Source organism: Ahrensia kielensis DSM 5890, assembly GCF_000374465.1.
GTDB classification, from domain to species: domain Bacteria; phylum Pseudomonadota; class Alphaproteobacteria; order Rhizobiales; family Rhizobiaceae; genus Ahrensia; species Ahrensia kielensis.
Genome location: NZ_KB894528.1, coordinates 814,041 through 834,415 on the forward strand (window position 1 = coordinate 814,041; position 20,375 = coordinate 834,415).

At 47.6% G+C, this 20,375-nt stretch carries 19 protein-coding genes and 2 tRNA genes; 11 read left to right on the top strand and 10 right to left on the bottom strand.

Features of this window, described 5'->3' with window-relative positions; all coding sequences use genetic code 11:
• The first annotated feature begins 52 nt into the window (after positions 1–52).
• From erpA to C504_RS17185, 5 genes are all read left to right on the top strand, one after another.
• Entirely contained in the window at positions 53–397 is a 345-nt protein-coding gene (gene erpA, locus C504_RS0104125) for an iron-sulfur cluster insertion protein ErpA (RefSeq protein WP_018688039.1), read from the top strand.
• On the top strand, positions 397–1,185 hold the full coding sequence (xth, locus tag C504_RS0104130) for an exodeoxyribonuclease III (protein ID WP_018688040.1): 789 nt from the start codon (positions 397–399) through the stop codon (positions 1,183–1,185). The genes erpA and xth overlap by 1 nt, the downstream gene beginning before the upstream one ends.
• On the top strand, positions 1,185–1,541 hold the full coding sequence (locus tag C504_RS0104135) for a hypothetical protein (RefSeq protein ID WP_018688041.1): 357 nt from the start codon (positions 1,185–1,187) through the stop codon (positions 1,539–1,541). Before xth ends, C504_RS0104135 begins: the two co-directional genes overlap by 1 nt.
• A 73-nt stretch (positions 1,542–1,614) precedes the next feature.
• Positions 1,615–2,604: an SPFH domain-containing protein gene (locus C504_RS0104140; protein WP_018688042.1), complete on the top strand. Its 990-nt coding sequence runs from the start codon at positions 1,615–1,617 to the stop codon at positions 2,602–2,604.
• A gap of 64 nt (positions 2,605–2,668) precedes the next feature.
• Positions 2,669–2,947: a hypothetical protein gene (locus tag C504_RS17185; protein ID WP_018688043.1), complete on the top strand. Its 279-nt coding sequence runs from the start codon at positions 2,669–2,671 to the stop codon at positions 2,945–2,947.
• Here the strand turns inward: C504_RS17185 and C504_RS0104145 are convergent.
• The 9 genes from C504_RS0104145 to C504_RS17195 form a co-directional block, all read right to left on the bottom strand.
• A complete protein-coding gene (locus C504_RS0104145) occupies positions 2,944–3,393 on the bottom strand; it encodes a hypothetical protein (RefSeq protein ID WP_018688044.1) in 450 nt (149 codons plus the stop codon). The genes C504_RS17185 and C504_RS0104145 overlap by 4 nt on opposite strands.
• Before the next feature lie 48 nt (positions 3,394–3,441).
• Positions 3,442–4,203 (bottom strand): tetratricopeptide repeat protein, encoded by a 762-nt coding sequence (locus tag C504_RS0104150; RefSeq protein ID WP_026317203.1) that lies wholly within the window; start codon positions 4,201–4,203, stop codon positions 3,442–3,444.
• A gap of 358 nt (positions 4,204–4,561) precedes the next feature.
• Positions 4,562–5,740 (bottom strand): OmpP1/FadL family transporter, encoded by a 1,179-nt coding sequence (locus C504_RS17190; protein WP_018688046.1) that lies wholly within the window; start codon positions 5,738–5,740, stop codon positions 4,562–4,564.
• A gap of 353 nt (positions 5,741–6,093) precedes the next feature.
• Positions 6,094–9,030, bottom strand: coding sequence for a valine--tRNA ligase (locus tag C504_RS0104160; RefSeq protein ID WP_018688047.1), 2,937 nt, complete (start codon positions 9,028–9,030; stop codon positions 6,094–6,096).
• 111 nt (positions 9,031–9,141) lie between these two features.
• Positions 9,142–9,894, bottom strand: coding sequence for a DUF2497 domain-containing protein (locus C504_RS0104165; protein ID WP_018688048.1), 753 nt, complete (start codon positions 9,892–9,894; stop codon positions 9,142–9,144).
• 155 nt (positions 9,895–10,049) lie between these two features.
• A complete protein-coding gene (locus C504_RS0104170) occupies positions 10,050–11,420 on the bottom strand; it encodes a TolC family outer membrane protein (protein ID WP_018688049.1) in 1,371 nt (456 codons plus the stop codon).
• A 164-nt stretch (positions 11,421–11,584) separates the two neighbouring features.
• Positions 11,585–12,259: a protein-L-isoaspartate O-methyltransferase family protein gene (locus tag C504_RS0104175; RefSeq protein WP_026317205.1), complete on the bottom strand. Its 675-nt coding sequence runs from the start codon at positions 12,257–12,259 to the stop codon at positions 11,585–11,587.
• Positions 12,260–12,300: 41 nt separating this feature from the next.
• Positions 12,301–12,374 (bottom strand) — tRNA-Cys (locus tag C504_RS0104180).
• A 78-nt stretch (positions 12,375–12,452) separates the two neighbouring features.
• Positions 12,453–12,656, bottom strand: coding sequence for a hypothetical protein (locus tag C504_RS17195; RefSeq protein WP_018688050.1), 204 nt, complete (start codon positions 12,654–12,656; stop codon positions 12,453–12,455).
• A gap of 221 nt (positions 12,657–12,877) precedes the next feature.
• On the opposite strand from C504_RS17195, the gene C504_RS0104195 reads away from it, so the two are divergent.
• The 6 genes from C504_RS0104195 to C504_RS0104220 all read left to right on the top strand — a co-directional run bounded on the left by C504_RS0104195 (position 12,878) and on the right by C504_RS0104220 (position 19,477).
• Positions 12,878–12,952 (top strand) — tRNA-Asn (locus C504_RS0104195).
• Between the two features lie 150 nt (positions 12,953–13,102).
• Complete coding sequence (locus tag C504_RS0104200) at positions 13,103–14,569, top strand: cryptochrome/photolyase family protein (protein ID WP_018688052.1); 1,467 nt, start codon at positions 13,103–13,105, stop codon at positions 14,567–14,569.
• Positions 14,566–15,906, top strand: a complete 1,341-nt coding sequence (locus C504_RS0104205; RefSeq protein WP_018688053.1) for an NAD(P)/FAD-dependent oxidoreductase — start codon at positions 14,566–14,568, stop codon at positions 15,904–15,906. The genes C504_RS0104200 and C504_RS0104205 overlap by 4 nt, the downstream gene beginning before the upstream one ends.
• Positions 15,907–15,915: 9 nt before the next feature.
• Positions 15,916–16,752, top strand: a complete 837-nt coding sequence (locus C504_RS0104210; protein ID WP_018688054.1) for a DUF1365 domain-containing protein — start codon at positions 15,916–15,918, stop codon at positions 16,750–16,752.
• A gap of 41 nt (positions 16,753–16,793) precedes the next feature.
• A complete protein-coding gene (locus C504_RS0104215) occupies positions 16,794–18,056 on the top strand; it encodes a class I SAM-dependent methyltransferase (RefSeq protein ID WP_018688055.1) in 1,263 nt (420 codons plus the stop codon).
• Positions 18,057–18,148: 92 nt separating this feature from the next.
• Positions 18,149–19,477 (top strand): MFS transporter, encoded by a 1,329-nt coding sequence (locus C504_RS0104220; protein ID WP_018688056.1) that lies wholly within the window; start codon positions 18,149–18,151, stop codon positions 19,475–19,477.
• On the opposite strand, the gene C504_RS0104225 is transcribed toward C504_RS0104220, so the two are convergent.
• Entirely contained in the window at positions 19,474–20,310 is an 837-nt protein-coding gene (locus C504_RS0104225) for an SDR family NAD(P)-dependent oxidoreductase (protein WP_041951573.1), read from the bottom strand. The two genes, C504_RS0104220 and C504_RS0104225, sit on opposite strands and share 4 nt — an antisense overlap.
• Positions 20,311–20,375 lie beyond the last annotated feature (65 nt).

A 20,375-nucleotide genomic window follows, 5' to 3' on the forward strand; every position in this document is an offset into this window, starting at 1 on the left:
TATTGACGAGCGCCCTTCGCGTCCATACCTATAGAGAAGATTGGAGCAAATCATGACCGCCCACGAACCATCAAAACAAGTTCAGATAACCGACGCAGCATTTGCACGCGTTGCCAAAGTGCTTAAAAACGAAACGGACAACAACGCCTTGCGCGTTTCGGTTGAAGGTGGCGGCTGCTCTGGATTTTCCTACAAGTTTGATCTGACATCAGAGCGCAATGATGATGATATTGTCTATGAAAAAGACGGTACAACCATCCTCATTGATGAGCTTTCCTTAGTGTATATGGGCGGTTCGGTCATTGATTTTGTTGATGATCTTGTTGGCCAAAGCTTTCAAATCAAGAATCCAAATGCAGTAGCATCTTGCGGTTGCGGCACGAGTTTCAGCGTCTAATGAAAATCGCAACATGGAATATCAACGGCGTTAAAGCGCGCCTACAAACGGCAAAAGATTGGCTCGAACAATCGAAACCCGACATTGCGTGCCTTCAAGAAATCAAATCGGTTGACGAAAACTTCCCGCGTGAAGAGTTCGAATCGCTGGGCTATAATCTTGTAACGCACGGTCAAAAGAGCTTTAACGGCGTCGCAATTTTATCGCGGCTGCCGTTTGATGAGGTCAATCGCGGCTTGCCCGGTGATGATGCCGATGAACAAGCCCGCTTTATTGAATGTGTTGTTTCAACGCAGCATGGCGCATTGCGCGTGGTTTCGCTTTATCTGCCCAATGGCAATCCCGTCGCCGCTGACTCCATAAAATTTCCCTATAAGCTTGGCTGGATGGACCGTTTAGAAGCATGGGCACAAGAACGTTTAGCGCTTGAAGAGCCGCTTATCCTTGCCGGTGACTACAATGTCATCCCTATGCCTGTTGATTGCCATGACCCAAAAGTTTGGGAAGGCGATGCACTGTTTCGGCCTGAAAGCCGTTCAGCTTTTCGCCGTCTTGCCAATCTTGGCTTTACCGATGCGCTGCGTTCTGTGACCGACGCGCCGGAAACATATACTTTTTGGGATTACCAAGCGGGTGCTTGGCAAAAAAACAACGGTATTCGCATTGACCATTTGATGCTCTCGCCAGAGGCGGCGAACAAATTGGTCAGTGTTGATGTCGAAAAATACGTCCGCGCTTGGGAAAAACCGTCCGACCATGTGCCCGTTGCGGCCGAACTCAATTTCTAATGAGCTGGCGCAAGCAGGACCGCCTTGCCAGCGTCATTTTGACGGTTATGTTTCTAGCTGGGCTTCTTGACGGCTATAGACCACAGCTGGTTGAACAATATATTTTAGTCTACACGCTCATAATGTCCGTGCTGGTAGTTTATTGGCTTTATTTGGATGCAGCCGACTTCAAACAAAAACGACCTGGAAAATGGGTGATTATCAGCGCCCTTCTGTTTTTCCCAATCGGCATCTGGATGCATTTGATACAAACACGCGGCCCCGCGCGCGGTACGATACAAACGATAATTGTCGTCGCAATCTATCTAGCCACTTATTTTGGCGGCGCCATTTTAGGTCAAACATTGGCTGAGTAGCCGCATTCGCACAATTGAAACCTTTGCAGTTTATCACCACATCAAAATAAGCTTTGTTTTTTAGGATAGCGATATGAGCGAACTCACCCTGTTTTTGATGCCTGCCGGACTGATATTCTTAGTTTTGATCATCTGGAGCATTATTGTTATCACGCCAGGTAAGCGTGCGAGCATCGTCGAGCGATTTGGCCGCCCCCTTCCTAAGGCTAAAATGTCAGGACTAACATTCAAATTGCCTTGGCCAATTGATATTATGGTTGCGCAGGTCAATTTGCAGCTTCAAGAAATTTCTGCGGATGTTTCAGTTAAGACATCCGACAATGCGTTCATGTTGCTTCCTGTCAAAGCCCAGTACCGTGCGAGCTCTGAACCTGAAGGCGCCGTACGTGCCCATTACGAGCTTGAGGACCCAGAACAGCAGATCACAAGCTATGTGCTGAACAATGTACGCCAATCCGCTTCTGGTATGACAATGATCGATCTCTATCAAAACCGTGATGCCATTGAGGAGCAAGTACAGGAAGCTTTGCAGGAGCGCTTTATCCGCTATGGCTACTCTATTGAAAACGTACTGATTGATGAGCCGCAACCAAGTGTTGAAGTGCGCGATGCCTTTAACCGCGTTATCGCGTCCGAGCGCGAAAAAGAAGCTGCACAAAATATCGCCGATGCAAAACGCATCGAGCTGGTCGGTGTTGCTCAGGCCGAAAGCGAATCCAAAAAGCTACAAGGTGAAGGCATTGCCAATATGCGCAAAGCCATTGCCCATGGCATGGAAGCTGCGATGGCAACGCTGACTAATTCAGGCTTATCTGAACAAGAAGCGCTGCATTTGCTTATGGATACCAACCGCCTTGATACGATCAGCACGGCTGCCGCACATGGCAATATGATCCTTGCCGATATGCAAGATAGCGCGCATTTCATGAATACGATTGGCGCGATCAGGGCCGCCGATCACAAGGCCCCCAACAAAGATAAAACGCCCAAAAGCACGTTTTCAACACGGCAAAATCGATCAATGCCGACCCTCAATCCTTTTGCCCGCAAAGACGAAGAATAAAGCTCAACTTGCACGAATTGAAGTTCTGTGAGAGCCTTCCATCATAAGATGGGAGGCTATTTCAATGAAATACGAGCTATCATCGACACGATTGGTACTGCTTGCAGCTATTTTTACGGCTCTCATACCAGTCACTTCTTTTGCTAAAAGTGAATGTACTTGCCGGTTTAAAGACCGCTCGGTGCCAGAGGGCATTACAGTATGCTTAAACCTGCCTTCTGGTAATGTTCTGGCCACATGCAGCCGCGTTTTAAACAATACGTCATGGAAAATTCTAGAACAAGAATGTCCGCTTGGCTCTCTTAAAAAACATGCGCAACCGATACCTGTGCGCTTTAGCTAAAGGCTTTTATTATCTGCGGCCACATCTGTGCTTTCGGCATTTCTCTGCTCGGCTTCTAGCGCTGCATAATAGCTTGCCGTATGGCGGCGAAACCAGCAAACAATAGAAAACACGCAATAGGCAATGATCGCGTAAAATATGGTCCCGCCGATACCAAGGCTATCTTTGATAAGCCAATATGCAGCAATCAACATCGCAGTTATAAAAACACTTGATCCAAGCATGGTGATGGCAAACAGCCGTTCTTGCGGTTTCGCAATAAGCTTCCTGATCAAATCAGCGAAGAAGAATAAAATTCCGGCCCATAGATAGGCTGCAAAGAACATAATCGGCACGAAGAAGACGACAAAACCAGTATCGCCAATTGGAAAAAATACGTTTGCGATGAGCGTAAATAAAGCAGCTACGAACAGCTGGAGCACTTTCAACTTGGTGCTAACGCTCATCGTTGAAATTGACCTCATTATTAAAGGAACACCAAATTTTGCCGCGCACTAATTGCGCGCTAAACTATCACCGTAAGAGATGCCAGTGCGTCTATCCGCTTCAGAGGAAACAGCAAAAGCTTCTTCCTGCATCGCTCTAATCCAGCCTCGATCGCCTTCTTCGGCATTGTGCAAAGCAGCGGTCATCAGGCCTAAGCCTTCTACAGTCTTGCCCGCATCAAACATCATTTTACCAAGCATGGCTTGCGATCCTGCATGGCCTTTACTTGCGGACAAATTAAACCAGCGCCCCGCTTGGCGAGGATCAACAGCGCCGCCCTCACCGCTTAAAAACATTTTACCAAGTTCAAATTGAGCATCAGCATCTTTGAAGTTTGCAGCCGCTTGCCAATAAATATCACGCGCACGTGCCGGATCAGCTTTCACAGGCGATCCAGCAATACCGCGCTGTACATAAGCGCCAATCGACACCAAAGCATCCGCAACAAAAGATGAATCCCGGCTGCCTTGCTCAGCGCCTTCTTTCACAATGCCGCGTAAAATTTGAAAAGCTTCAAAATCATTTTCTTCAACGCCATCACCAGCAGCATACATTTTTGCCAGCTTCCAACGCGCACCAATGTGCCCATCCTTGGCAGCATCGCTATACGCTTTAAAAGCTTCGTCTTTGCGTCCGCTTTTATAGGCTGAAAAACCAAATCTGAATGTCGTCCAAGCTTTGCGTTCACCCGTAGGCTCCGCACCATCTTGCTGGTCGAATGCATGTGCAGGTATGCTCAATAAGAGCCCTGCGCAAAAGCACACGAGCATCGCTGGCCGGCTGGCAAGCTTGGCATAATGGCCCAAATTCCTGAATACGGTCAGGTTATCTATGAGATATCCACGCAACACTTCAGTTCCTCTGCTCCACCATATCATAAAGGTGAGCAATCTTAATTTCTATCATTCGCTCCAACATTCAATATCTATTGACTGACATTTAAATGCGGTTTTCACATGTCTTCGTAATTGATTAATCTTTGTGGCGGGATCGCGGCAAACAACCTTCACGTAACTTTACAACAATAGTTCTAACCAAACTGTTGCTGAATCGTCACAAAATGAACAGAACCGCACAAATAAAAAACCCGCCACAAGGACGGGTTTTTAAAAATCTGAATTTTAGATTTCAGAATTTAATTTTCGCACTGATGTTCACACCAAGCGCAGAACCTGCTTCTGCTGTGCTAGTACCTGGTGCCGAAACAAATCCACCCACTTTGCCATTAGCCTTAAAGTCTTGTGACGCTGCGCCGAACCAAGAATAGCCAACACCACCACGGAACTCAACGTTTTCACTTGGTTTGAAAGACGCGCCTGCACTAGCAGTCCAAACATCCGATTCTTGAAGGTCGTGTCCGGTGCCAACACCGCGATCCCATGTCAGGCCAGCAGTAACGGCGAGTGCATCATTAAGTTGATGTGCTACACCACCATTAATTGTCCAGCCATCCTTCCAGAAGAAGTTTAGGGAAGCTGGCGTGCCCTCCGCATTGTATTCAAGAACATCAAAAACGCTCCAGTCTGTCCACTTAACGCCGCCATATACAAGCCAGCCTGGTGCAACACCAGACTGAACTTTCAATTCAACACTTTGCGGGAAAGTAGCCTTACCAGTAGCAAAAGGATTAATGGGCTTGCCAGTGAATAAATTATCCAAACTTCCGTTAGCATCAACGTTTACCGCTGAGCGATACATAAGCTGTGCACGCAATGCGATTTCAGTAATCTCATAAGCAGCACCTACACGATAGCCATATCCATCATCACTAAGGCGTAAAGCTGCTGTAGGCACGCCGCCCACTTTTGGGTTATGGCCAATCAGCTGTTCAAAATCCAAAGACTGATAAAATGCGCCACCCAAAATTGTGAATTTTCCAGGGCCGGCATTGAATGATACACCACAAGTCAAACCAAGTTCATTTGTCACGAAGTCTTGCTTTACTGAACGAGTTGCCGAGCTAGTATCATACCCATCTGCAGTACCACTATAGTCAGACTTACCACCAAATGGCGTTGTATAAGTGCCAGCACAAGCAATATCTTCAACGGGTTCCAACTTCATGGCAAAGCTAGGAATAACATAGCTTTCAAGCAAATCAGAAGACTCTGGAGCGCTAGTTCCTTGGGTTTTAAGATTTTGTGTAGGCGACACAAACGTCATAGACGAACGCGACACGAAATTACCATCTTCATACAGAATATCTGTATCTGCTGTGCCGCGGCTAAAGCCACCTGCACTAGCTGCAGTTGTAAGAATTGTCGCACCAGCGAAACCGAGAATAATTTTTTTGATTGAGCTAGACATGTGCCCCCCTCCAGAAAACGAATTAACCCTATCTCACTCAAATAAGGTTACTACTTCAAGAAGATTTTCCAAAAGGGCCGTTTTTGAGGCCCAAACGCCACGTAAGGTGGCACTTTTTAGCGCTACTGAAGCAAAATGAGACACTCCTAATTGTAACAAAAAAGTTATTTAAGCAGGTGAAATCGTCGCATCCCCCTTGAACACCCTTTAAAAAACCTCATTTCGAGCTGAATCGCCAACAATATGTTGCAATTGTGTCACAAGAACACATCTTTACGACTGATCATACAAAAACAGGCCGTTGACGTAAGCGTCAACGGTCTGTTTTGCATCAAAATTGAAATCTCGAATCATTAAAGCGCTTTAACGCGGGCAAGTGCAGCCTCAAGATTCTCCAATGTAGGTTTGAATTCTGCCAGTTTTTCACGCTCAGCTTGGACGACTTCCGGCTTGGCATTTTGAACAAATTTCTCATTGTTCAACTTGCCTTCAATTTTAGCCATGTCGCCGCGTACCTTGCCAATTGCCTTTTCGATGCGCGCACTTTCCGCCGCCACATCGACAAGTGAGCCAAGTGGCAAACAAGCTGTGCTTTCACCCACAACGATTTGCGCAGAGCCTTCTGGTGCAACATCAGCCACAGAAAGTGCTTCCACCCGTGCCAACCACTGAATAGCCGCAGCATTGCGCTCCATCCGGCCGCGTGTCACGTCACCAGCATCAACAAAAATCAACGGCGCCTTGGCGGATGGCGGCACATTCATCTCTGCACGTACAGAACGAATGCCCGATACCAACTCAATCAACCAATTAATTTCGTCAGCGGCTTCATCATCAGAAAACTCGGCTTTAGGCCAAGGCGCATGGCAAATCAGAGTCTCACGATTTGCAGCTGTTAATCCCCAAAGCTCTTCAGTCATAAAAGGCATAAACGGATGCAGCATTTTATAAGCTTGGTCGAGAACATAGGCAGCGCAAGCCTGAGCCTCTTTTTTAGCCGCTTCGTCCTCACCTTGGAAAACAGGTTTTAGCAGTTCCAGATACCAGTCGCAGAAATTGTTCCAAACGAATTTATAAGCCGCTGATGCAGCATCATTGAAGCGATACGTATCAATGCCCGTCGAAACCTCTTTGACCGCACGTGAAAGTTCGGTCAAAATCCAGCGATTAACAGGCAGTTTGGCATCTTCCGGTTTGAAATTCGGATCATGCGCAACATCGTTCATCTGTGCAAAGCGCGTCGCATTCCACAGCTTGGTGCCAAAATTGCGATAGCCAGCGATACGGTCAGTATCGAGCCGAACATCCCTGCCCTGGGCTGCCATAATCGCCAGCGTAAAGCGCAGCGCATCCGTGCCGTATTCATCCATTAATTCCAGTGGATCAATAACATTGCCCTTGGACTTGGACATTTTCTGCCCGTCCTTGTCACGCACCAATGCGTGGACATAAACCGTATGGAACGGCTCGACAGATTGCCCGTCTTCGTCCTTCATAAAGTGATTGCCCATCATCATCATTCTGGCAACCCAGAAGAAAATAATGTCAAAACCGGTAACGATCACATCCGTTTGGTAATAAGCCTCAAGCTCTTTGGTCTTTTCAGGCCAACCAAGCGTTGAAAACGGCCATAGCGCAGATGAGAACCATGTGTCGAGAACGTCTGGATCGCGCTGCAATATGCTCTGCGTTTCAGATGCCTCAATCTTATTCTCGACCCAAGCTTTCCACGGCCCTTCATGAGAAATATAATGCTGGATTGCCGCCTCAAGCGCCAAACCTTCATTTTTCGCCACAAAAACACGGTCATCAGGACCATACCAAGCAGGGATTTGATGCCCCCACCAAAGCTGGCGCGAAATACACCATGGCTGGATGTTTTCCATCCAATTATAATAGGTGTTTTCCCATGTTTTCGGCACAAAGTTTGTGCGGCCCTCTTTAACGGACGCAAGCGCAGGTTTGGCCAGCGTTTCCGCATCGGCAAACCATTGATCTGTCAACATAGGCTCGATAACGACCTTAGAGCGGTCACCAAACGGCTGCATAATCTTCTTATTTTCAACGTAAGGAACACTCTCCTCACGTTCATTGCCTTCATCGTCTTTAAGCGTAACCGTAGTCATAACCGCTAAACCTTCAGCGGAAATATTGGCAATAACTTTTTTGCGCGCCTCAAAGCGGTCCAGTCCGCGATATTCATCCGGCACTAGATTGATCGTATCAACAACAGCTTCGCTAGGCAGCTCGCCACTTTCAACGATTGCTTTTGCTTTCGCCGCTTCTTCAACATAGGCATCGCCATCAGCGCGCATAGATGCCTTTGTATCCATCAAACGGTACAGAGGAATATTATTGCGCTTGGCAACTTGATAGTCGTTGAAATCATGCGCGCCGGTAATTTTAACTGCACCAGAACCAAAATCCTTGTCAGGATATTCGTCTGCTATGATAGGAATTTTACGGCGATGTTCTTTCGGTCCAACAGGGATTTCACAAAGCTTGCCAACAATTGAAGCATAGCGCTCATCGGAAGGATGAACAGCAACAGCACCATCACCCAGCATGGTTTCTGGGCGTGTTGTCGCTATCGAAATATAATCGCGCGTCTCTTCAAGAACCACATTGCCGTCTTCATCTTTTTCAACATAAATATATGTTGCACCGTCCGCCAAAGGATATTTGAAATGCCACATATGGCCATCAACTTCGGTGTTCTCGACTTCCAGATCAGAAATTGCGGTTTCAAAATGCGGGTCCCAATTGACCAAACGCTTGCCGCGGTAAATCAAGCCTCCATTATAAAGCTCAACGAAAACCTTGAGCACCGCTTCTGATAGACCTTCATCCATCGTAAAGCGCTCACGCGACCAATCACATGAAGCACCAAGACGCTTTAACTGATTGAAAATCGTGCCACCGCTTTCGGCTTTCCATTCCCAAATTTTCTCGATGAATTCCGCACGCGTAAAATCGTTACGCTTTTTGCCTTCGGCATTCAGCTGGCGCTCAACAACCATCTGCGTAGCAATACCCGCATGGTCCATACCTGGCTGCCACAGCACATTATTGCCAAGCATACGCTGGTAGCGAACCATTATATCCTGAAGCGTGTTGTTGAGTGCGTGGCCCATATGCAAAGAGCCAGTAACATTGGGCGGCGGAATTACGATAGAAAATGGTTCCGCACCTTCGCGTGCGCCTGCTCCGGCAGCAAAAGCGTTTGCATCATCCCATTTTTTGGCGATTTGCGGCTCAACATTGGCCGCGTCAAAAGTCTTATCTAGCATCGAAAAATCCGCGCCGTTCAACGGCTAATTATCATAAAGAGTATGAGCTTGGATAAATCGGATAGAAGCCCTGCTGTCAACACAGGGCCAGCAGTTCACATGGCGGCAAATTCACTCGCCGCGCGCAATACGCTCAATTTCAGCACGAACCAAGCGCTCAACCATTGCCGGCAGATTATTATCAAGCCAGTCAGATAACATTGGTTTCAGCAAGTCTTCTGTCATGGCAGGCAGGTCACGTCCCGCTTCATTTGCCAGCGCTTCAGAAAGGCTCTCAAATGAATTGCCGATAACGGATTTTACCTGATCAGAAACCAAATTGCGTTTTGTTTCCGGCATATATGAAGGTGCTGAAGGACGTATATTAGCAGTCACTTGCTGATAATCAGATGTTTTTGCAGCAAGTGCGCTACCCACTTTTTCAAAAGCGGTGCGGTCATCATGCGTAAAACGCTGCTCATATTTCTTTTGTGCTGGTTCAATTGTCTGAACATCCACGCTTTCAGGCTCCGCAACACTATCCGCCACTTTTACAGCTTCCAGCGGCACCACATTGGTTTCAGACGTCTCATATTTCGCATCAAGGGATTCCAGAAAACTATCAAGCTCAGGAACACCAACTTCATCAAACGCATCATCTACAGATAGTTCAGTTTGCTCGGCAACTTCTGCCCCAAGAAGATCGGCAGCGGACACCAAATCAACCTGTGCGCTTGGCGCAGGCGTAATGTCATCATTTGCAACAGCTTCTTTAACGATAGTCGTGACGTCCGACTTTTTATTACCGTCATCAATGATACGGCGAATCGAAGCTAGAATATCATCCATTGAAGGTTGGTCTTGCACCGGATTGGTCTGCGCCATGTCACCCACTCTACAATTATCCACTGAACATTCGGCGTACCGAATCATACGTCAACTTAGCGCATAGATTTGGAAATGAGAATCGCTGATGGGAAATTGATTCTACAACCCACAAGAATAACCGTTAAAATGGTTACCGAGACCAGTAAAAGCGGTTAGCGACCATCAGGCGTGCGCAAACCGAACCATTTATCTTTAACAGCATTATAGTGTTCTTCAGGGTCTTTAACGGCAACGCTCAAGCCCAAACGCTTGGCATTTAGTCGCCCTATGGCAGAAGCAAGCGCATAGCTTGATACCACTTGGTTTCGCTGCGCCTGAACCAATGCGATTTGGGCGTTAAGAACAACGGTGCGGGCATTAAGAACATCAAGTGTTGTGCGCTGGCCAACGCTGCGCTCTTCAACAACGCCGTTTAGTGCTAGACGGGCGGCGCTCACGCCTTCCTGGTTGGCACTCACAGAGGCACGAGACGCTTCAAGCTGCGTGTAAGCAGACACAACGGCCGCACGAACTTGATTACGCGCCACATCAACTTCTAAACGTGCTTGGCCTAACTGCTCTTTGCTTTTACGCACAGTCGCAGACGCTTGACCGCCTTGATAAATAGGCACTGTCACGCTCAAACCGACACGGCCATTTGTCGAAGAACCCGAACTATCACCAGACACAGAACCGCCCGATGCCGAACTGCTGTAACTTTGCGTAACAGACGCACTCATACCAACCTGCGGCAGAAACGCGCCTTCAGCAGCTTTAACTGAGAACAGACCACTATCAACCAGTGCATTGCGTACTTCGATTGCAGGATGGCTTGAAAAGGCAATTTGCTCTGCTTGTGCAAGAGAACGTGGCAACAGCTTAGAAAGAGGTGCTGGCGTTTTCAAAGCACCCGGCTCTGTACCGACAATTTGCATGTAAATTGCTTCGGATGATTTTACTTGCGCTTGTGCAGCAATAAGTTGCGCACGAGCGGCAGCCAAACTGGCTTGCGCTTGCGCAACATCAGTACGTGTGCCTTCACCAACCTCAAAGCGAGAGCGCTCAGAGCGTAGTTGCTCATTAAGCGAATCAATGTTTTGCGCCCGCAGAGAAGCTATCTGGCGATTTTGCAAAACATCCATATATGCTTGCGACGCATCAAAAAGCGTATTTTGCTCTGTATTTAGAAGATTAGCGCGTTCTGCACGAACACCAGCTTCCGCGCCTTTGATATTATTACGTGTCTGAAACCCATCAAAAATTGACTGATTTATTTCAACGCCAAAGCTCGCAGAGCTATACCCACGTTTGTCAGCATCAAAATTATATAGAAGTGAAGATGTTGCCTGAACGCGAGGACGATGGCCCGATTTTGCAAGCGGAACATTTTCATCAACAGCGCGCAAACCAGCACGAGCCGAGTTTAAGCTGGGATTGTTTTCGTAGGCTTTCGCCATAGCGCCATAAATTGTTTCAGCACTGTGCGCGGCTGAAGCGATACAAACAGTCAAAGTCAGAACCGCTGAAAAAATTGACCGACGCATATAACAAATCCCAATCTGACTAAGCACGCTTATTAAACCGTATGATCGCAATAAGGCAATTGAGGCGCAAAACTCAAGTTACAAAATTGTCATAGACACAGTGTTTACAGTTTTAATAAGTTAACCGTTGTTAATTCGCACCACAATGTCAGTAAGTTTAAGGTTTAAAATAAGAATTCTGGCTCTTTCACAAAGCCCGGCAAAGTTGTCGCAGAAAGATTGAATGTTTTACGGCTCGATACAACGCCTTCATCGTCTTTAATATAAAGACGTGCAAAAGCTGTCGTTCCGCGCCCTTCAATCACAGCCAAACGGCCGTTATTTTTAAGCTGTGCGAGAAGCGCTTCAGGCACAGTATCAACTGCGCCGTTCAAAAAGATCACATCATATGGCCCTTCACCGGCAAAACCTGCATTCAGTTCGCCAGTAACAACCACAACATTATCAAACCCAAGCGATGCCAAAGTCTCTGATGCCTTGTTTGCAAGGTCTTCGTCGCTCTCAAGCGCAATAACAGCACCGGCAAGTTTAGAAAATACGGCAGATGAATAACCCGTTGCACAACCAATATCGAGAACCAAATCATCCGAACCAATATCAGCCATCTGCGCTAGCTTAGCGAAAGGCGATGGCTCCATAAGATAACGCGGCTGCGCTGCATCTGGGGATGTGACAAGAATTTCATCATCAATATAAGCAAGCGGCTTGGTTTTTGCTGGTACGAAAGCCTCACGCGGAATTTCGAACATCGCTTCAATTAAGCGCAGCTCGGTCACATCTGTTGTGCGAACCTGGCTATCAACCATTGCACGACGAAGCTCTGTGTAATTTTCCATCATCGATTGATCTCTGCGCTTTTCGGTGTGCAGCAATAAGAAAATGGAGGCCTCGTCCGGATTTGAACCGGAGTACACGGATTTGCAATCCGCTGCGTAACCACTCCGCCACGAGGCCCTAATACCACTGCGTATCGCGGCATCTGTTAACAGAGCGTTTTTAAAACGACAAGCAGGGCAATCATTATTGTACCTATTATTTTTGCTTTGAATCACGATTAGCGCGAAAATTGGCTTTTATACGCCCTATTTTCACAGCCATTTTACGACTAAAGCGCCGCGCAGCTTTAGAATCATGACTCAAAACGAATATTCCAAGCGGTAGCATCCAGAAGCCTAATATTGGCAAAAAGCCCAATATGCCGCCGAGAATCAATGCAACACCAAGCAAAACGCGCATGAAGCGACGCCTTGGTAAACGTATGGAGCGACCAAACAGCTTCAAATGATGATCAGATTTATCTTGCATTAAGCTTATATGTGAATTTCTGCCTCGATCTGCCAGCATTTATCTCGCTTCAAAGCATTATTTTGGCATCAAACAAAAAAATTGTGACTTTTTCTCAAAAGTCCCTTTGCAAAACAAAATACCTTTTGTTATGAGCGCTCATCGCAAGATATTCCCCGATAGCTCAGCGGTAGAGCAATCGACTGTTAATCGATCGGTCGTAAGTTCGAATCTTACTCGGGGAGCCAATTAAAACCGGTTGATGCAAATCGCATCAGCCGGTTTTTCTTTTCAGCGCATATTTCAATAAATCGACATTCTTGAATGATCTAAAACGTCTGGCGTTGCGTAAGCAGAAACAACAAATGCTTTAATGTAACTTTGGGCGCTCTGATCCTATGCCGACTGCAACGAATCCATCATTACCAGACGGCCCAATCATTGTGTGGTTTCGCAATGATTTGAGGATTGCTGACAACGCCGCATTGTTAAAGGCAGCGCAAAGCAACCAAGAGGTGATTTGCCTTTATATATTGGATGAAGATGCAGACGAGACAACGCATTATGGCGGCGCGCAGCTTTGGTGGCTGCATCATTCGCTAATCGCACTATCAAAATCATTAAAAGCTATCGGCGCAGAATTGATTCTAAAGCGCGGCTCGCCAAACAAAATCATCAAGAGTTTAATCGATGATACAGGTGCGAAAACCGTTCTGTGGAACAGGCGCTATGCGACAAGCCACATCAAGCGCGACACAGAGCTTAAAAGCGAGCTGACCAATGATGACATTGAGGTAATCAGCTTTGATGGCGCATTACTGCATGAGCCGACTAAACTGCGCACAGGCTCGGGTGGTCCTTACAAGGTTTACACACCCTTTTGGCGCGCGCTGTCAGGCAAGGATGAACCTCGCGACCCTGCCCCCAAGCCACAAACACTTAAACCCTACAGCAAAACCATAAAAAGCGATTCGCTTGAGGATTGGGCGTTGCTCCCAACAAAGCCAGACTGGTCAGGCGGCATTTCAGATGAATGGACACCTGGAGAGCAAGGCGCGTTAGAACGTTTGGATGATTTTCTTGATGGGCCCATCAATGATTATAAAGAAGGGCGTGATTTCCCTGCCAAACATGATACATCAAAACTATCACCGCACCTCACCTTTGGTGAAATTTCACCCTATCAAATCTGGTCTGAGGTGAATGCGAAGCATTGCACCCATACGCCCAATAAAGAGACATTTCGAAAAGAAGTCGTCTGGCGCGAATTTGCTTATCATCTCTTGGTCAATTTCGAAGATTTAAAAAACAAGAACTATAATAGTCAGTTTGATGCTTTTCCGTGGAATAGCAGCAAAAAACACTTGGCGGCTTGGCAACAGGGCAAAACCGGCTACCCCATCGTTGATGCAGGCATGCGCCAACTTTGGCAAACCGGATGGATGCACAATCGCGTCAGAATGATCGTTGCTTCGTTCTTGGTAAAGCACCTGCTGATTGATTGGCGCGAAGGCGAAAAATGGTTCTGGGACACATTGGTAGATGCAGATCCCGCATCCAATACGGCAAGCTGGCAGTGGGTTGCAGGCTCCGGCGCTGATGCCTCTCCATATTTCCGTATATTCAATCCGATTCTGCAGGGCGAAAAATTCGATAAGCTTGGCGCTTATGTGAAACTTTACTGCCCCGAACTGCGTGATGTTCCTGACAAATACATACACAAACCTTGGGAAGCCCCCGAGAAAATCCTTAAAAATGCAGGTGTGACCCTCGGCGATACGTATCCCAACCCCGTCGTTGATCACAAAACTGCGCGCGAGCGAGCTTTGGCCGCATACCAAACCATGAGAAAGAGCACCGGATGAACATAAATACACCCGCGCCGCGCAAAAAAATTGCAGTCATCGGCAGTGGTATTTCTGGCGCAGCGGCAGCTTGGTCTTTGAATTTCACGCAGGACGTCACGCTGTATGAAGCAGAAGGCCGCGCTGGCGGGCACACATGTACCGTTGATGTCGATTATGACGGCACACCCATTGCTGTGGATGTGGGCTTTATTGTTTTCAACGAGCGCAACTATCCAAATCTTTGCGCTTTGTTTGATTTTCTCGGTGTGAAATCTGAGGAAACCAATATGAGTTTCGCGCTATCGCTCAATGGCGGCCAGCGTGAATGGTGCGGCATTAGCCTCAGCACTGTTTTCTCTCAAAAAGCCAATATTTTTTCACCGTCCTTTTTATGGATGCTGCGCGAGGTCGTGCGCTTCAATAAGCAATGCCTAAAAGACCGTGACAGCGGCTATCTTGGCACGATGACGATCGGTCAATATTTAAACAAGAGAAAGTTCTCAAAGCGGTTTCAAGATGACTATTTAATTCCAATGGCCGCAGCGATCTGGTCTACGCCCAAAATAAAAATGCTGGCTTTTCCTGCATTGTCTTTCATTCAGTTCTTTGAAAACCACCGCCTTCTTGAACTAGAGCCACCAACATGGCGCACGGTTTCTGGTGGATCGCGTAACTATCATCAAAAATTACTCAGCGCACTCGGCGACAGCGTAAAATTAAACACGCAAATCACCGCGCTTCATAACAATGATGATGGCAGCGCTTCACTAACCGATCAAAATGGCAAAATTGAACATTTTGATGCCGTGGTATTTGCCTGCCACTCAGATCAAGCGCGCGCCATTCTTGCTGCTGGCAATGGGCCGTTGGAAACGCAAAGTGTTCTATCTGACATCAAATATAAGCCGAACCGCGTCGTCCTGCACCGCGATGTTCGCTTTATGCCAAAACGCACCAAAGCGTGGGCTGCATGGAACTATATGCGTGAAACAGAAGCCAATGGAGATGAAAGCGAAATCTGCCTCACCTATTGGATGAACCGGCTTCAAAATATTGACAGTTCAAAACCACTGTTTGTAACACTCAACCCAACGCGTGAACCTGACCCAACCAAAGTCTTCGGCGAATGGAGCTTTGACCATCCACAATATGATCAAGCCGCATTTGATGCTCAAAAACGCATTGAGTTTCTACAAGGCAACGACAACATCTTTTTTGCCGGTGCTTGGACAGGTTTTGGCTTCCACGAAGACGGATTGCGTTCCGGCTTGGCGGCCGCTGAAGCGCTGGGCGGTCATGTGCCTTGGCGCTCGGCGCTACCTGAAACACTTCCAATTGCCGTTGCGGCCGAATAGACTGTGGATATGCATATGCAAAATATGTCAAATCAAGCACTGTTCCCGCCGCCGGAACAAGCAGCAAAGCTGTATCCCGGCAAGGTAATGCATGCGCGCTTAAAACCGTTTGGACATCGCTTCAATTACCGCGTTTTCAATTGCTTGTTTGACCTAGACAAGCTGGCAGATGCCTCCAGATTGTCTCCCCTGTTTTCAGTTGACCGCTTTAATCTCATTAGCTTTTATCAGCGTGATCACCTGCCTGAAGGTGAGAAGCGTAGCTTACGCGATTATGCATCGGCATTGACGCAGGAAGCAGGTGTGCAGCGCCCTCACCGCATTCTTCTTCTGGCCTATCCGCGTATTCTAGGTTTCGTTTTCAACCCAATCAGCGTGTATTTTTGCTATAATGAAAACGATCATTTGACCGCTGTCATTTACGAAGTTCGCAACACATTTGGTGAGCGACATAGCTATGTTTGCAAGGTCGAAAATGGACAGCTTACGAGCGCAGGACTGCGGCAGGAACGCACCAAAATCTTCTACGTTTCTCCCTTTATCGACATGGGTATGCGATACCATTTCCGCATTACGCCGCCTGGCAAAAAGGTTAAAATCCGCATTTTTGAAACCGATGGCACAGACCCGCTTTTATCAGCGACATTTATCGGCGAGGCAAAGCCCTTCAAAACGCTTGCGCTTGCTGGTCAGGTCGCTCGCTTGCCCTTTATGACATTGAAGGTAGTTGCAGGCATCCATTGGGAAGCACTCAAGCTTTGGATCAAGGGCGCAAAGTACCGCGCAAGAGGCACGCCGCCTGATCCGGTCAGTTACAAAGACCGTATTACTGGACCTGCCGAATAATTTGTATAACTTTATAAACAGAAGAAACGAGACAGATTGATATGTCACACGCAACAAACAGCATGGATGATCTTTCGGCCTCTGCAGAGCCATTGACCGCAGAAAACTTGCGCAATTACGCGCGCGGCCTGCCCGTAAAAGCACGTCTTGCGCTTAAACTCGCATTGCAATTACCAAAAGGCACACTGACCATTCAGATGCCCGATGGCCGTGTGATTAAAATCGAAGGACGCGAAGAAGGCCCTAACGCAGCGCTTGTTCTGCATAATTGGAACTTGCCCAAACGCGCCTTGAGCGGTGCAACCATTGGTGTGGCAGAAAGCTACATGAATGGCGATTGGTCTAGCCCTGATGTAACGACCTTTCTGCGCCTGTTTGTCATCAATGAAGAATGGGGCAATCGCCTCGCCAGCAGCAGTAAAATCATGACCGCATTTGGCAAGCTGCGCCATTGGCTAAACAGAAACACCAAAGCCAAAGCCAGACAGAACATTTCAGCACATTATGATCTTGGCAATAAATTCTATGCCGCTTGGCTTGACCCAACGATGACATATTCGTCTGCCCTTTATCAGGACGGCGCGAATGATCTGCAATCAGCACAAACGGCTAAATATCGTGCGCTTGCAAAGGCTACGGGCATAACAAAAGACGATCACGTTTTGGAAATTGGATGTGGCTGGGGCGGGTTTGCAGAATTTGCGGCGCGTGAAATTGGTTGTAAAATTACAGGCTTGACGATCAGCCGTGAGCAATTGGATTTTGCACGGGAGCGTATTCGCGCTGCCAACCTTTCTGACAAGGTCACATTCAAGTTTCAAGATTACCGCGATGAGCGCGCAAAATATGATAAAGTTGTCTCAATAGAAATGTTCGAGGCCGTTGGCGAAGCCTATTGGGGCACATATTTTGAAAAACTACGCGACGTCTTAAAGCCCGGCGGCAAAGCAGGCCTGCAAATCATTACAATCAATGAGAAAACATTTCCCTTCTACCGTGAAAACCCTGAATTTATTCAACGTTATGTTTTCCCAGGCGGCATGTTGCCGCCGCCCTCTATGCTTGATCAACTGCCTATCGAAATCGGTTTGAAAAAACAGGATGAACGCATTTTCGCACGTGACTATGCCCGCACATTAGCTGAATGGCGCGAGCGTTTCTGGCAAAGCTGGGATGTTCTAAAAACCATGGGTTTCGATGATCGATTCAAACGACTTTGGGAGTTTTATCTCTATTATTGTGAAGCCGGTTTTGAAGAAGAATTCATTGATGTGCGCCAAGTCGTTTATGAACGTGTACAATAAGTCACGCGCATTCGCGCCACCTACCTTGAATCATTTTATCCACCAATGATCGCAACACGCTGTATTGATTCACCAATTGGAAATTGTACACATTGAAAGATCGTGGTTCCAATCTCACGCTTGCGCGCATCATCATCTATGCATTGCCTGCAATGCCCCTCGCCGCGCTCACGCTGCCGCTTTATATATTGGTGCCAACGTTCTATTCAGAAACACTCGGCCTATCGCTGACATCCGTTGGCGCAGCGCTTTTATTTGTGCGTATTATTGATGCCATTGACGATCCGCTTATCGGCTATGGCGCAGACAAATTGCGGATTGGTTTTGGCCGCAGGCGAACACTTTTTGCGCTTTCTTTACCGCTTACTGCTTTTGCAGCACTCATGATCTTCTGGCCGCCAATAGAGGCCACGATTTGGTATCTAGCCTTTTGGGGCGCTGTTTTATCCTTTGGCTACACCGCCTGCCTCATTCCATTTTACGCATGGGGCGCAGAAATGGCTGGCGACTATGAAAAGCGCACAACGATCACAGCTTGGCGCGAAGCTTTAACACTTATCGGCACCTTGATTGCGATCGCACTGCCTTTCGCAATTGGCACGCACAACGCCAATGGTTTTCACGGTTTGGCACTGCTTGGCATTGTTATCGCATTGACCTTGCCGCTTCTGGGCAGCCTCACCATTTGGAAAGTACCGGAGCCACGCGAATATACGCGGCAAGCGGTAAGCTTTACCGAAGGCATTCGCCATTTGAAAAACAACAGGCCGTTTTTGCGGTTAATCGCGGCCTTCTTTGTCAACGGCCTCGCAAACGGCATTCCAGCCACGCTTTTTCTTTATTTCGTATCAGATTATCTCGGCGCACCAGAAATGCGTGGGCCGCTTTTGTTTTTATACTTTATGTGCGGAGTTGCGGGCGTGCCCTTGGCCGCCTTCATCGCGAAACGCACCTCTAAGCACCGCGCTTGGGCTTATGGCATGTTGGCGGCGACGATCATTTTTGCGTTCACGCCGTTTCTGTCACATGGCGATGTAATGGCTTTCGCCTTCATTTGCGCGATGACTGGTTTGCTCGTTGGTTTTGACCTATCGCTGCCCGCATCAATTCAGGCCGACGTCATCGACATCGACACCGCGGCATCAGGCGAACAACGCTCAGGCACATATTTTGCAGCATGGAGCTTGTCGACAAAAATGTCGCTGGCACTAGCGGTGGGCTTTGCCTTTCCACTGCTTGGACTTTTCGGTTTTCAACCTGAGATAAGCACTCAGCAAAGCGACACATCGCTAAGTGCGCTTGCAATAATCTACGCATGGATACCTGCCCTGCTTAAACTTGGTGCAATCGCATTGGTATGGAATTTTCCATTGACGGAAGAAATGCAGCGCGAACTGCGCAGCAAAATCGAAAGCCATTAAACTTTGCGTTGTACTTTAGCTGCTGCCGTATCGCCAAACTTCAAAGGCCGTTCTTTCCAACCTGTTGCGCGCTTCATTTGCCAAAAATAAACACGATGCGGCAACATACGCAAAATTTTCAGCAGATAAGTAAACCGGCGCGGGAAAGTAATTTCAAAACCACCACGTTCAAAACCGCTGATCATTCGGCGCACAGCTTTATCAACGGGCATCAAAGCAGGCATATTAAATTCATTCTTCTCGGTAAGCGGCGTATCAATAAAGCCCGGATTGACGACCTGAATGCGAACATTCATCTTATCAAAATCGAATTTCAAAGACTCCGCCATATTGTTGATCGCAGCTTTTGATGCACCGTAAGCGGCTGCAGCTGGCAAACCAGAGTAACCAGATACAGATGCCACAAGCGCGATTTGCCCTTTTCCATGAACCTTCATTTTCTCAACCACAGGAACAAGCCCGTTCAGCATACCAAAAACATTGATTTCATATGTTTTGCGAAAAGCATCAATATCAAGTGCTTCGCCTGCCGTTGGCCAATAATTACCAGCATTAAACACGGCTAGACGTATGGGGCCATACGATGATTCAATCTCTTCAACAGCAACCGCCATACTGTCACGGTCTGTCACATCGCATGGTAGCGCATGGAAACGGCCCTTAAATGAGGCGGTTTCTGCCTCCATTTCCTTCAGCTTATCTTCGCCGCGCGCGCTGCCAACAACAACATATCCCTCGCGCACCATCTGAAGCGCAAGTTCGCGCCCCATGCCGCCACTTGCGCCAGTAATCCACACAACACCGTCGCCAGCTGAAATTTGATAAAGGTTCATACTGTTTTCCATAAAAAAGCTCTCCCAGCACTACGCCGCGAGAGCCTGATTGGTTCCAAATCTTG

What these genes read in the sequence shown, in the direction of transcription:
- erpA (WP_018688039.1), top strand. Translation starts at nt 53, where the DNA reads ATGACCGCCCACGAACCATCAAAACAAGTTCAGATAACCGACGCAGCA.
- xth (WP_018688040.1), top strand. Translation starts at nt 397, where the DNA reads ATGAAAATCGCAACATGGAATATCAACGGCGTTAAAGCGCGCCTACAA.
- C504_RS0104135 (WP_018688041.1), top strand. Translation starts at nt 1,185, where the DNA reads ATGAGCTGGCGCAAGCAGGACCGCCTTGCCAGCGTCATTTTGACGGTT.
- C504_RS0104140 (WP_018688042.1), top strand. Translation starts at nt 1,615, where the DNA reads ATGAGCGAACTCACCCTGTTTTTGATGCCTGCCGGACTGATATTCTTA.
- C504_RS17185 (WP_018688043.1), top strand. Translation starts at nt 2,669, where the DNA reads ATGAAATACGAGCTATCATCGACACGATTGGTACTGCTTGCAGCTATT.
- C504_RS0104145 (WP_018688044.1), bottom strand. Translation starts at nt 3,393, where the DNA reads ATGAGCGTTAGCACCAAGTTGAAAGTGCTCCAGCTGTTCGTAGCTGCT.
- C504_RS0104150 (WP_026317203.1), bottom strand. Translation starts at nt 4,203, where the DNA reads ATGCTCGTGTGCTTTTGCGCAGGGCTCTTATTGAGCATACCTGCACAT.
- C504_RS17190 (WP_018688046.1), bottom strand. Translation starts at nt 5,740, where the DNA reads ATGTCTAGCTCAATCAAAAAAATTATTCTCGGTTTCGCTGGTGCGACA.
- C504_RS0104160 (WP_018688047.1), bottom strand. Translation starts at nt 9,030, where the DNA reads ATGCTAGATAAGACTTTTGACGCGGCCAATGTTGAGCCGCAAATCGCC.
- C504_RS0104165 (WP_018688048.1), bottom strand. Translation starts at nt 9,894, where the DNA reads ATGGCGCAGACCAATCCGGTGCAAGACCAACCTTCAATGGATGATATT.
- C504_RS0104170 (WP_018688049.1), bottom strand. Translation starts at nt 11,420, where the DNA reads ATGCGTCGGTCAATTTTTTCAGCGGTTCTGACTTTGACTGTTTGTATC.
- C504_RS0104175 (WP_026317205.1), bottom strand. Translation starts at nt 12,259, where the DNA reads ATGATGGAAAATTACACAGAGCTTCGTCGTGCAATGGTTGATAGCCAG.
- C504_RS17195 (WP_018688050.1), bottom strand. Translation starts at nt 12,656, where the DNA reads ATGCGCGTTTTGCTTGGTGTTGCATTGATTCTCGGCGGCATATTGGGC.
- C504_RS0104200 (WP_018688052.1), top strand. Translation starts at nt 13,103, where the DNA reads ATGCCGACTGCAACGAATCCATCATTACCAGACGGCCCAATCATTGTG.
- C504_RS0104205 (WP_018688053.1), top strand. Translation starts at nt 14,566, where the DNA reads ATGAACATAAATACACCCGCGCCGCGCAAAAAAATTGCAGTCATCGGC.
- C504_RS0104210 (WP_018688054.1), top strand. Translation starts at nt 15,916, where the DNA reads ATGCATATGCAAAATATGTCAAATCAAGCACTGTTCCCGCCGCCGGAA.
- C504_RS0104215 (WP_018688055.1), top strand. Translation starts at nt 16,794, where the DNA reads ATGTCACACGCAACAAACAGCATGGATGATCTTTCGGCCTCTGCAGAG.
- C504_RS0104225 (WP_041951573.1), bottom strand. Translation starts at nt 20,310, where the DNA reads ATGAACCTTTATCAAATTTCAGCTGGCGACGGTGTTGTGTGGATTACT.